This window comes from Catellatospora tritici (genome assembly GCF_019083965.1).
In the GTDB taxonomy this organism is placed as follows: Bacteria; Actinomycetota; Actinomycetes; order Mycobacteriales; family Micromonosporaceae; genus Catellatospora; species Catellatospora tritici.
Genome location: NZ_JAHRCY010000015.1, coordinates 189605 through 201509 on the forward strand (window position 1 = coordinate 189605; position 11905 = coordinate 201509).

An 11905-nucleotide genomic window follows, 5' to 3' on the forward strand; every position below is an offset into this window, starting at 1 on the left:
CACCCGAACGGCTCGCGCCCGTGGTACACAGGGCCGGTGGACGATCTCGTGCTGGACGCCGTACGCGACTGCGTGCTGGCGTATGGGGTGCGCCGTACCACGGTGACGGAGGTGGCGCGGCGGGCCGGGGTGTCCCGGATGTCGGTGTACCGGCGCTGGCCTGACGTGCAGAGCCTGGTCGGCGACCTGATGAGCCGCGAGTGGCACCGCGTGATCGTGGCCGCCCGCGACGGCGGGGACCCGGCCACGCCGGGCCGGGCGCGGCTGGTGGCGCAGTCGGTGGCGGCCGCCGCCGCGCTGCGTACGCACCCACTGCTCCGCAAGATCATCGACGTGGACCCGGAGATCCTGCTGCCCTACCTGCTGCACCGGCGCGGCGCGGGGCAGGACGAGATGCTGGCGTTCCTGGTCGAGGCGATCACCGCCGGGCAGGCCGACGGGTCGATCCGCGCCGGTGAACCGGCCCGGCTGGCCCGCGCGGTGCTGCTCACCGCGCAGTCGTTCGTGCTGTCGATGCCGACCGTCGCCGACGCCTACGACCCCGCCGACCTCGACACCGAACTGTCCACCCTCCTGGACCACTACCTCCGACCGACCCCATGATCGTTTAAGTTGCCGGGCAATCGGGCGTATCTTGACCCCTCTTTCCCCCGATTGCCTGGCAACTTGCGCGATCTTGGGGGCGGGTCCGCGATCTTGAGGGTGGGTCAGGGTAGGAGGACGCCGGGGTTGAGGACGGCTGCGGGGTCGAGGCGGTGTTTGACGGCCTGGAGGGCGGCCACGCCCAGGGGGCCGATCTCACGGACGTACCAGTCGCGGTGTTCGGTGCCGACACCGTGGTGGTGGCTGATGGTGCCGCCCGCCGCGATGATCGCCTCGTTGGCCGCCTCCTTGGCCCGCTGCCACCCGGCCAGCGCGTCCTCGGCGACCGCGTCACCGTAACTGGTGACGACGGTGAAGTAGAGGGAGGCGCCGGTCTCGTACACGTGGGAGATGTGGCACAGGACCAGCGACGGGGTCGGCAGCGTGGCGAACAGCGCCTCGCGCACCGCCGCGTAGAGCCCCGGCAGCGCCGACCAGAATGCCGCCGTCTCCAGCGTCTCGGCGAACGCGCCCGCCTCCAGCAACCCGTCCCGCAGGTACGGCGCGTCGAACCGGTGCGCGGCCCAGTGCTCGCCCGGCCCGGTGCCCAGCGGGGTCCCGCCGCAGGCGGCCAGCACCTGCCCGGTCCGCTCGACCGCCGCGGTCACGTCGGCGCCCTCGTGCCCGACGACCAACAGGCAGCCGCCGTCGCCGCGACCCGCGCCGGTCGCCCCGATCATGGTCTCGACCTCGTCGGACAGGCGCAGCACGGTCGGCTTCGGCCCGTCCTGGGCCAGCGTGCGGGCCGCAGCCGCGCCCGCCTCGAACGAGTCGAACCGCCAGCCCTCGTGGTGGCGCTGGACAGGGACCGGCCGCACCCGCACGGTGACCTCGGTGATCACGCCGAACGCGCCCTCGGAGCCGAGGAACAGCTCGCGCAGGTCCGGCCCGGCCGCGGAGGCGGGTGCCCGGCCGGTGTGCAGCACGCCCTGCGGGGTGGCCACGGTCAGCGCCACCACCATGTCGTCGAAGCGGCCGTAACCGGCCGACAGTTGGCCGGAGGAGCGGGTGGCGGCGAAGCCGCCGATGGTGGCGTACTCGTATGACTGCGGGACGTGGCCGAGGGTCAGTCCGTGCGCGGCCAGCAGCTCGTCGGCGCGCGGGGCGGGCAGCCCGGCCTGCAGCACCGCCGTGCGTGACACCTGGTCGACGGCGACGAGGCGGTCCAGCCGCCGCAGGTCGAGCGCGACGTACGCGACGGGACTGGTCAGGCCGCCGACTACCGACGTACCCCCACCGAAGGGCACCGCGGCCAGGCCGTGCTCGCCGCAGGCGCGCAGCACCGCGACCACCTGCTCGGTGTCGGCCGGGCACAGCACCGCCTCCGGGGCGTGCGGCACCTCGCCCGCGCGCTGGCGCAGCAGGTCCGGGGTGGACTTCCCGGCGCCGTGCGCGGCCCGGCTCGCGTCGTCGGTGTGCAGGTGCTCGGAGCCGACGATCGCGGCCAGCGCCGCCAGCGCCGCCGCGTCCAGCGTGGACGGCCGTGGCGCGACCTGGTCCAGTTCGCGCGTCGCGGGGGCGGGTCGCACGTCGAAGACCTGCCCGAGCAGCTTGGCCACTCCTTCGGGCAGCGGCCGGGCCTTGGCCCGGTCTCCCCAGCGTCCCCAACCGGCCTGGTGCACTTCCGCGCTCGCATCCATGTGTGACAGAGTTACATCAACTGTCACTTCGGCGCAAGCGAGACCCGCGTACGACCCCAGCCAGAGCCCAGGAGGGTTCCGTGTCCGCCTCCCTCACCGCCGCCCGTCGCACCCGGGAACTGGCCACTCTCGCCGCCGGCGAGACCGTGGACCTGCTCGTCGTCGGCCTGGGCGTCACCGGCGCCGGGGTCGCCCTGGACGCCGCGTCACGCGGACTGTCCGTGGCCGCGATCGACGCGCACGACCTGGCCTTCGGCACGTCGCGCTGGAGTTCGAAACTGGTCCACGGCGGCCTGCGCTACCTGGCCCGGGGACAGTTCGGGGTGGCGTACGAGAGCGCGGTGGAGCGCGGCATCCTGATGACCCGCACCGCCCCGCACCTGACCCGCGCGCTGGGCATGCTGCTGCCCGCCACCGCCCAGACCTCCCCCACCGAGGTGCGCCTCGCCGGGGCGGGCCTGCGCGCCGGTGACCTGCTGCGCGCCGTGGTCGGGACCCCGCGCGCGGTGCTGCCGCGCGCCCGCGCCCTGTCGGCGGCGCAGGTGCGCGCGATGGTGCCCGCGCTGCGCGCCCACGGGCTGCGCGGCGGGCGGCTGGGCTGGGACGGCCAGCTCAGCGACGACGTACGGCTCGTCGTCGGGCTGGCCCGTGCCGCCGCCGCGCACGGCGCCCGGATCATCACGCACTGCCGCGCCCTGGCACTGACCGGCGCCGGGGCCACCGCCCAGGACACCGTCACCGGTCAGGAGCTGCGCATTCGCGCCCGCGCCGTGGTCAACGCCACCGGCGTCTGGGCGGGCACCCTGGCCCCGGACATCACGCTGCGCCCGTCGCGCGGCACCCACCTGGTGCTGCCCGGCGAGCTGCTGCGGCACCCGTGGACCGGGCTGACCATCCCGGTGCCGGGCGAGTTCTCCCGCTTCGTCATCGTGCTGCCCCAGCCCGACGGCCTGGTGTACGTCGGGCTCACCGACGAACCGGTGCACGGGCCGGTGCCGGACGTGCCCGAGGTGCCCGAGTCCGATGTGGAGTTCCTACTCGACGTGCTCAACCCGGTGCTGGCCCGGCCGGTGCGGCGCGAGGAGGTGCTGGGCGCGTACGCGGGCCTGCGGCCGCTGATGGGCGGTGACGGGCGCACCGCCGACATCTCCCGGCGCCACGCCGTCGTCGAGGGCCCGGACGGGGTGGTGACCGTGGTGGGCGGCAAGCTCACCACGTACCGGCGGATGGCGCAGGACGCCGTCGACCTCACGGTGCGCCGACGCGGCCTGCGCGCGGGCCGGTGCCGCACCCGCGACCTGCCCCTGCCGGGCGCGGCCGACCGGGTCGACCTGGCCCGGGTGGACGCCCCGGACCGGCTGGTGTTCCGGTACGGCACCGAGGCTTCCGCCGTGCTCGCGCAGGCACCGCCGGGGCTGCGCGGACCACTGGTCGAGGACAGCCCGGTCACCGGGGCGGAGCTGCTGTGGGCGGTGCGGCACGAGGGCGCGCTCACCGTTGACGACCTGCTGGACCGGCGCACCCGGCTCGGCCTGGTCCCGGCGCATCGCGCCGCCGCGCTGCCCGCCGCCGAGCAGATCCTGCGGCAGGGGCTGGGCGAGGACCCGGCTTAGCGATTGTTCAGTCACGACGGAACAGTTCACGCATGAAAGAAGCTCGTTCCGGCGATCACGGGGGAAACCGTCGGAACGAGCTTGCGATGAACGTACCGCCTTTTCGTGCCCACCGCCATCCCCGATCTCCCGGGAAATCTGTTCGCACAAGCTTTCTGACCGATCGTCCGTGCCGTGGACCACCGCCTGACCTGGGTCGCTCACCGTTCGGTGACGGGGTCATCGGATGAAAAACAATCTCCGACGCGCCGCGCATCGGCCCGGCGCGTCGCCTCACTGCTCGGCCGTGGCGTCCTGCCCCGGGCGGGTGAAGTCGAGCAGCAGCTCCAGCAGCAGCCGGGTGCCGAAGCCGGTGCACCCGGCGGTCCGCCACAGCCGCGGGGTGTCGCACTGGGCCGGTCCGGCGATGTCCAGGTGCGCCCACGGCACGTCGCCGACGAACTCGGCCAGGAACAGCGCCGCGTGGATCGCCATACCGTTGGGTCCGCCGACGTTCTTCAGGTCGGCGATTTCAGACTCCAGCTCGCCGCGGTAGCGGCGGTCCAGCGGCAGCTGCCACACCGGCTCGTCGGCCCGCAGTGCCGCCGCGCACACCTGCCGCAGCAGCGAGCGGTCGTTGCCGAACACCCCCGCCACCTCCGGGCCGAGCGCCCGCAGGCAGGCGCCGGTCAGCGTGGCGATGTCCACGATCGCGTCGGTCGGCTCCTCGGTCGCCAGCACCAGCGCGTCGGCCATCACCAGCCGCCCCTCGGCGTCGGTGTTCAGCACCTCGACCGTGGTGCCGCCCCGCATGGTGAGCACGTCGCCGAGCTTGGTGGCGGTGCCCGACGGCATGTTGTCGGTGCACATCAGATAGCCGGTGACCGCGGTGCGGCAGCCCAGCGCGGGCAGCACCGCCATCGCGGCCAGGATCGCCCCGGCCCCGGACATGTCGTTCTTCATGGTGGCGTGCACGGCGTCGGCGGGCTTGAGGCTGATGCCGCCCGAGTCGTACATGATGCCCTTGCCGACCAGGGTGACGTGGCCGTCGGCGCCCTCGGGCCGGTAGCGCATGCGGATCATGCGGGGCGGGTCGGCGCTGCCCGCGTTCACCCCGAGCAGCCCGCCGCAGCCCAGCTCCAGCAGCGCGTCGCGGTCGAAGATCTCCGTGTCCAGCCCGGTCGTGCCGGCCACCCGGGCGGCGCACTCGGCCATCCGTACCGCGGTCAGCAGCGACGGCGGCGCGGTGGCCAGGTCGCGGGCCATCGCCGCGGCGCGGGCGAACAGCTCGCCCCGGCGGGCACCCTCGGTCGCGGCCCGCACCTGCCGCGCCGCGGTCAGCAGCATCACCTCGGCGACCAGTGGCTGGCCGCCGCGCTTGGCCGCGGCCAGCCGCAGGTCCTTGAGCACCGGATACCGGTACCGGGCCAGCAGCGCCCCCTCCACCGCCGCCTGCGCGGCCGCCGCCGGATCCAGCAGCGGTCCCTGCGGCAGCGTGAACACCAACCGCTCCTGGGTCGACGCGCAGCGCGCGAAAGCGGCGGCCGCATCGCGTACCCCGGCCGCGTCCAGGCGCGCCGGATCCCCGATCCCGACAGCCACCACCGCGTCACGGCCCGGCGGGGTCAGCACCATCGCCTGGCCCACCAGCGCCTCGAACCCCACCGCGCGCAGCGTGTCCCGGCCGACGCCCAGCTCCGCGGGCAGCCGCCCGGTCACCGCCACCGGCACCCCGAGCAGCACCGCACCGTCGCCACCGGACGGCGGCCGCACCGACACGGTGACGCCACGCTCCCACGACGGCATCGGGTCCAGCGCTCTCACCGCGGCGACCATCAGCTCCCCCTCCGCTCCCCCGCAGCCCCAGCATGGCCCCAGACCGTTCAAGTTGCCGGGCAATCGGGCGAAAGGCGCCCGTGCTTTCGCCCGATTGCCCGGCAACTCCGCCGGTCGAGGACGGGCGGCGCAGAATGAGGGCATGAGCCGGTACGGCCCCATGTTCGGTCCGGACATCACCTTCCTGGGCGTGCCCGCCTGTGACTGGCGCGAGCCGGACAGCTACGCCCACGCCGACGTGGTGATCCTCGGCGCCCCGTTCGACGGCGGCACCTCGCACCGGCCCGGCACCAGGTTCGGCCCGTCGGCGATCCGCGGCACCGACTACCTGCCGCACGACGGCTCCCGTCCGCACCTGGCGCTGCGGGTGGACCCGCTCGGCCCGGACCTGACCGTGCTCGACGCGGGCGACCTGGAGGTCTACAGCGGCGAGGTGCTGCGCAGCTGCCAGGCGATCGAGGAGGCGGTGGCCTTCATCGCCACGCATGGCCGCTCGAACCGGGCGATCCCGCTGATCCTCGGCGGCGACCACACCATCACCTGGCCCGACGTCACCGGCGTGTCCCGCCGGTGGGGCGCCGGGCGCGTCTCGGTGATCCACTTCGACGCGCACGCCGACACCGGCGACATCACCTTCGGCTCGCTGTACGGCCACGGTCAGCCGATGCGGCGCCTGATCGAGTCCGGCGCCGTACGCGGCGACCGGTTCCTGCAGGTCGGGCTGCGCGGCTACTGGCCCGAGCCACCGACGCTGGACTGGATGGCGGCGCAGGGCATGCGGTCCTACCACATGGCCGAGATCGTCGACCGGGGACTGGACGCGGTGCTGGCCGAGGCGTTCGCGATCGCGCTGGACGACTGCGACGCGGTGTTCCTCTCCGTCGACATCGACGTGTGCGACCCGGCCCACGCGCCCGGCACCGGCACGCCCGAACCCGGCGGGCTGACCGCCCGGCAGCTGCTCGACGCGGTGTCGCTGATCTGCCGGACGCTGCCGGTCGCGGGCATCGACATCGTCGAGGTCTCCCCGCCGTACGACCACGCCGAGATCACCGCGATGCTCGGCAACCGGGTCGTGCTGGAGGCCCTGTCCGGCCTGGCCCGCGCCCGCCGCGACACCCGCGACGGCACGACCTGGAACCCCGCCACCCCGCTCCTGCACGACCGCCCCGGCCCACCCGCCTGACCTCGAGTCCCACCGCCCACCGCCACCTCGCGCTGCGCCGGCAGGGTCACCGCGAGCGCCGCGCCGCGAGCGGACCGAGGTGCCACCCCGACCGCCTGCGCCACGGCATGACCGCTCGGCACATGACAAAGGCGCGGCCCTCCGGGTCCGGAGGGCCGCGCCTTCTTCGTCAGGATGCTCAGACGGTCAGCGTCCGCCTGCGTCGCATCGTGATCAGCAGGGCCACGCCCGCGCCGATCAGGACCAGACCAGCCACCACGATCGAGGTGACCGCGGTGCCGGTGGTCGGCAGCGAGTCACCGGACGGCGACGGCACGGGTGCCGGGGTCGTCGGGCTCGGCGAGGCCGACCCCGAAGCGCTGGTCTCGGGCGACGGGCTGCTCTCCGGCGACGGCGACGTCTCCGGCGACCGGCTGCTCTCCGGCGACGGGCTGCTCTCCGGCGACGGAGTGGTCTCCGGCGACGGCGTCACCTCGGGCGAAGGGCTGCTCTCCGGGGACGGGGACGTCTCGGGCGAGGGCGACGTCCCCGGAGACGGGGACGTCTCCGGCGAGGGCGACGTCTCCGGCGACGGTGAGGTCTCAGGGGACGGCGTCGCGACCGGCGACGGGCTCGGCGAGGCAGACGGGCTGGTCACCGGCGACGGGGTGGGCGAACCGGGCGTGTCGCCGCCGGTCGAGCGCGACGGCTGCGGGTTCGGCGCCGACCAGCAGGTGTGGGTGACCAGCAGCTTGAAGTCGTCCTTCTTGCCGCCGCCCTTGCCGTCGGAGACGACCTTGGCCTGGGCGGTCTCCAGCTTCCAGCCCGCGGGCACGACGACCCAGGCCAGGTGCTTGTTGGTGGCGTTGGCGAAGCCGTTGGGGTACTCGTCGGCGTCGGTGTCCTTGAGGTACGTGGTGGTCTCGACGCCGCCGTGGGAGAACGTCGCCCACATGCCGACCGTGGTGTCGAAGATGTCTGGGGCCACGTTGAAGACCCAGCCGTCGAACCCGGCGCCCAGGGCGCCGGTCTCGTCGCAGCCCTTGCCGTCGCCGAAGGCCGCGTCGTTGGCGTAGGTGCCCTGGTGAGCGGACTTGAGCACCGCGTTGTACGGGGCCGTGGGCGAGTCCGCGATGGCCGGGATCGCGACCAGGGCGATGCCACCGGCGGCGGCCACAGCGCCCGCGATGACCGCGGCGCGCCAGCGCTTGTTCATGTGATGACTCCGAGGGGGTAGCTCAGCTGGGCAACCTCGTCATCGTTCCGGAAACCGTCACCGTGCGTAACACGTCGACGGTCCGACCCCACGGCCCTCGTCGGCCCCTTGACCTCGTCCTTTCGGTCAGATACGTGTCGCGGGCGGCGTCATCCGAACGACCCGGAGCCGTCGCGCGGCACGCGGGTATGATCGTTCGCGCCGGGCCCCGCCGGTCCGGCGTTCCATCCGCACCTCCGCTCGGTGCCATACGTCATAGCGAAGGACGGTCCTCCGATGCGAGAGACCCAAGCGCCGTGGCCGGCCCGCGACGGGTTGCGCATCACCTCGGTGCGGGCCATCGTCACCGCCCCCGAGGGCCTGCCCCTGGTCGTGGTGCGCGTCGACACCAACGACCCCGGCCTGTACGGCCTGGGCTGCGCCACGTTCACCCAGCGCTTCCACGCGGTGGTGGCCGCCGTCGACCAGCACGTCGCGCCGATGCTCATCGGGCGGCACCCGGCCGACATCGAGGACATCACCCGGATGGTGCACCTGTCGTCGTACTGGCGGGGCGGGCCGGTGCTGAACAGCGCCCTGTCCGGAGTGGACCAGGCGCTGTGGGACATCGCGGGCAAGCGCGCCGGGATGCCGGTGTACGAGCTGCTGGGCGGCCGCGTCCGCGCCGCCGCCGACACCTACCTGCACGCCGCCGGGCCGAACGTCGGGGCGACCCTGGAGCACGCGCAGCAGATCCTCGCCGACGGGTACCGGCACGTGCGGCTGCAGGTCGGCGGGCCGGGCCTGGGCACCTACGGCGCGGCGGGCACCCCGAACGCCTACCCGAACTCGCCGTACCCGGACGGCTGGGACGTGCAGCAGTACCTGCGGGACACGCCGAAGCTGTTCGCCGCCGCCCGCGAGGCGCTGGGCGAGGAGCCGAACCTGTGCCACGACGTGCACCACCGGCTCACCGTGAAGCAGGCGATCGGGCTGGCCCGCGCGCTGGAGCCGTACCGGCTGTTCTTCCTGGAGGACCCGATCCCGCTGGAGCTCTACGACCGGCTGCCCGAGGTGCGGGCGGCCGCGCCGATGCCGCTGGCCGTCGGCGAGCAGGTCGCCTCGGTCGCCGACGCGGCCCGGTTGGTGCACGGCGGCGGCGTGGACATCATCCGCCTGCACGTGTCGGCGATCGGCGGCCTCACCCCGGCCCGCAAGATCGTGGCGATGTGCGAGCTGATGGGCGTCGGTACGGCCTGGCACGCCCCCGCCGACGTGTCGCCGGTCGGCGCCGCCGCCAACGTCGCGCTCGACGTGACCTCCCCGGCGTTCACCATCCAGGAGGGCCACCTGTGGCCCGACCCGGTGCGCGAGGTCTTCCCCGGCACGCTCGACCCGCGCAACGGCTACCTCTACCCCAACGACGCCCCCGGTTGGGGCATCGACCTCGACGAGACCGCGGCCGCGAAGTACCCGCCGATCACCCACCTGCACGAGCGCTGGGCGGCCCGGGTGCGCCGCCCGGACGGCGGGATCGAGGCGCCGTGACCGGGCACCAGCCCAGCCGCGTCCTGGTCACCGGGGCGGCGGGGCGGCTCGGCCGCGCCACCCTGCACCTGCTGCACACGTACGGCGTAGCCGCCACGGCCCTTGACCTGACCGACCCGGGCGACCTCAAGGCCGACCGGGTCCTGGTCGGCGACACCACCGACGTCGACGTGGTGCGCGACGCACTGTCCGAGGTGGACGCCGTCGTGCACTGCGCCGCGATCCCCGCGCCGATGCTCGACACCCCCGAGAACGTCTTCGGCGGCAACACCCGCGGCACGTTCACGGTGCTGGAGCAGGCCGGGCAGGCGGGCGTACGCCGCGCGGTGCTCGCGGGCAGCCAGTCGGCGCTGGGGCTGGCGTTCTCCCCCGTGCCGCTGACCTTCCATTACCTGCCCGTGGACGAGGCGCACCCGTTGCAGCCCGCCGACCCGTACGCGCTGAGCAAGCAGGTGGACGAGGCGACCGGGGCGATGATGGCCCGCCGCTACGGCATGACCGTGGTGTCGCTGCGGTTTCCACTGCTCGGCGGCCTCGACGAGCGGCTGCCGGTCTACGCCGAGCGCTTCGCCGAACGGCCGGAGTGGGGCGCCGCGTCGCTCTGGGCGTACCTGGAGGACCGGGACGCGGCCGCCGCCAACTGGCTCGCGCTCACCCAGCCGCTGACCGGCTTCGAGGCGATCCTGGTCGCGGCACCGAACATGCTGGCCCCACAGCCCACCGAGGAACTGCTGGACCGCTTCCACCCGCTGGTCCCGCGCCGGGCCGAGTTCCCCGGCCACACGGTCCCGCTGGACCTGCGCCGCGCCGCCACCCTCCTCGCCTTCACCCCGCGCCACCTTCGCTGACCGCGCCACCGCGCGCCACGTGCGCGCCACGTGCGCCGGGGGTCGGTGCAGTTTCGGGGAAAGTGCACGAATCTTGGGCTCGATTCGCGCAGTTTCCCCGAAACTGCAGCCACCGCCACCGCCACCCGGCACCCGGCGCCCGCGGCGGCGGCGCGGCGCGCAGGTGGCGCGGCGTCAGGCGCGAGGTGGGGCGGCGCTGTCGCGGATGACGAGTTCGGTGGCGAGTTCGACCCGGGGGCTCTCGATCTTCTCGCGCTGGGCCAGGCGCAGCAGGGTACGGGCGGCGAGCAGGCCCATCTCGGCCAGCGGCTGCCGGACCGTGGTCAGCGGCGGCGACGACCAGCGGACCTCGGGCAGGTCGTCGAACCCCACCACGCTCACGTCGTCGGCCACCCGCAGGCCCTTGCGACGGATCGCCTCGTACACGCCGAGGGCCATCTGGTCGCTGGAGGCGAAGATGGCCGTGGGCGGCTTGGCCAGGTTCAGCAGCTGGGTGCCCCCGGCGAAACCCGACTCGTGGTAGAAGTCGCCCGGGTAGATCAGCTTGTCGTCGGCCGGAATTCCGGCGGCCTCGATGGCGGTGCGGTAGCCGTCGAGGCGGGCGCGGCTGCACAGCAGCTGCGGCGGCCCCGCGATGAACCCGACCCGCGTATGCCCCAGCCCCAGCAGGTATTCGGTGGCGCGCAGGGCGCCGTTCCAGTTGGTGGCGCCGATCGTGGGCGCCTCCTGCGGCGGGACTCCGGCCGGGTCGACGATGACGACCGGGATGTTGAGGCGACGCAGCTCCGCCTGCAACGGCGGCTCCAGGGACGAGGTCACGAAGATGACGCCCTCGGAGGCGCGGGTGCGCAGGTTGTCCAGCCACTGCTTGGCCGAGGCCGAGCGCCGGTGGATCGCCGACACCACCGTGCCGACCCCGGCGGCGTGTGCCACGTCCTCGACGCCCCGGATGATCTCGACCGCCCACGGGCTGTCCAGGTCGGGAAAGACCAGATCGATCAAACCCGAGTTGGTACGCATCGCGGGCGCCCGCCGCCGGTAGCCGTGCCGGGTCAGCAGCTCCTCGACCCGCTCGCGGGTCTGCGGCGACACGTCGGAGCGCCCATTGATGACCCGCGACACCGTGGGCACGGAAACGCCTGCCTCGCGGGCGATCGCCGCGATGGTGACCTTGCGGTTGTCGTCGACGGCCACGGTCGTCTCCTTAGTCATCACGCCAGCCTACGGCCGGAGGGTTTCCGGACGTCGAGCTCCGGTGCCGCTGCCTCGGACCGGAGGAGATCACGGAAACCTATCGCAAACACGCGCCGCACACCTCAGCCCTTCACGCTGCCGGCCAGTCCCCCGACCAGTTGCCGTTCGGCGATGGCGTAGAAGCCGAGGGCGGGGACCATGGACAGGATGACGTAGGCGAGTACTCGTGCGGTGTCGTCGGCGTA

The 11905-nt window shown here is 73.9% G+C and carries 9 protein-coding genes; 5 read left to right on the forward strand and 4 right to left on the reverse strand.

Going from position 1 to position 11905, the window contains the following annotated elements:
* Positions 1–36 precede the first annotated feature (36 nt).
* Complete coding sequence (locus KUA19_RS29450) at positions 37–603, forward strand: TetR/AcrR family transcriptional regulator (protein ID WP_308167712.1); 567 nt, start codon at positions 37–39, stop codon at positions 601–603.
* Positions 604–707: 104 nt separating this feature from the next.
* Here the strand turns inward: KUA19_RS29450 and KUA19_RS29455 are convergent, their stop codons facing one another.
* Positions 708–2282, reverse strand: a complete 1575-nt coding sequence (locus KUA19_RS29455) for an FAD-binding oxidoreductase (protein WP_217401045.1) — start codon at positions 2280–2282, stop codon at positions 708–710.
* A gap of 80 nt (positions 2283–2362) precedes the next feature.
* Here KUA19_RS29455 and KUA19_RS29460 point away from each other — a divergent pair, with 80 nt between their 5' ends.
* Positions 2363–3895, forward strand: coding sequence for a glycerol-3-phosphate dehydrogenase/oxidase (locus tag KUA19_RS29460; RefSeq protein ID WP_217401047.1), 1533 nt, complete (start codon positions 2363–2365; stop codon positions 3893–3895).
* 273 nt (positions 3896–4168) lie between these two features.
* Here KUA19_RS29460 and KUA19_RS29465 read toward each other — a convergent pair whose 3' ends face one another.
* A complete protein-coding gene (locus KUA19_RS29465; RefSeq protein ID WP_308167713.1) occupies positions 4169–5698 on the reverse strand; it encodes a leucyl aminopeptidase in 1530 nt (509 codons plus the stop codon).
* 154 nt (positions 5699–5852) lie between these two features.
* On the opposite strand from KUA19_RS29465, the gene speB reads away from it, so the two are divergent.
* Entirely contained in the window at positions 5853–6896 is a 1044-nt protein-coding gene (speB, locus tag KUA19_RS29470; RefSeq protein ID WP_217401051.1) for an agmatinase, read from the forward strand.
* A gap of 178 nt (positions 6897–7074) precedes the next feature.
* On the opposite strand, the gene KUA19_RS29475 is transcribed toward speB, so the two are convergent.
* On the reverse strand, positions 7075–8091 hold the full coding sequence (locus KUA19_RS29475; RefSeq protein ID WP_217401053.1) for an LPXTG cell wall anchor domain-containing protein: 1017 nt from the start codon (positions 8089–8091) through the stop codon (positions 7075–7077).
* Between the two features lie 276 nt (positions 8092–8367).
* On the opposite strand from KUA19_RS29475, the gene KUA19_RS29480 reads away from it, so the two are divergent.
* Both KUA19_RS29480 and KUA19_RS29485 read left to right on the forward strand, forming a co-directional pair.
* Entirely contained in the window at positions 8368–9618 is a 1251-nt protein-coding gene (locus tag KUA19_RS29480) for an enolase C-terminal domain-like protein (protein WP_217401055.1), read from the forward strand.
* The gene (locus KUA19_RS29485; RefSeq protein ID WP_217401057.1) at positions 9615–10466 is read left to right on the forward strand and encodes an NAD-dependent epimerase/dehydratase family protein; all 852 of its coding nucleotides are present in this window, start codon (positions 9615–9617) and stop codon (positions 10464–10466) included. Before KUA19_RS29480 ends, KUA19_RS29485 begins: the two co-directional genes overlap by 4 nt.
* A 174-nt stretch (positions 10467–10640) precedes the next feature.
* On the opposite strand, the gene KUA19_RS29490 is transcribed toward KUA19_RS29485, so the two are convergent.
* On the reverse strand, positions 10641–11678 hold the full coding sequence (locus KUA19_RS29490) for a LacI family DNA-binding transcriptional regulator (RefSeq protein WP_254550265.1): 1038 nt from the start codon (positions 11676–11678) through the stop codon (positions 10641–10643).
* Between the last annotated feature and the right edge of the window lie 227 nt (positions 11679–11905).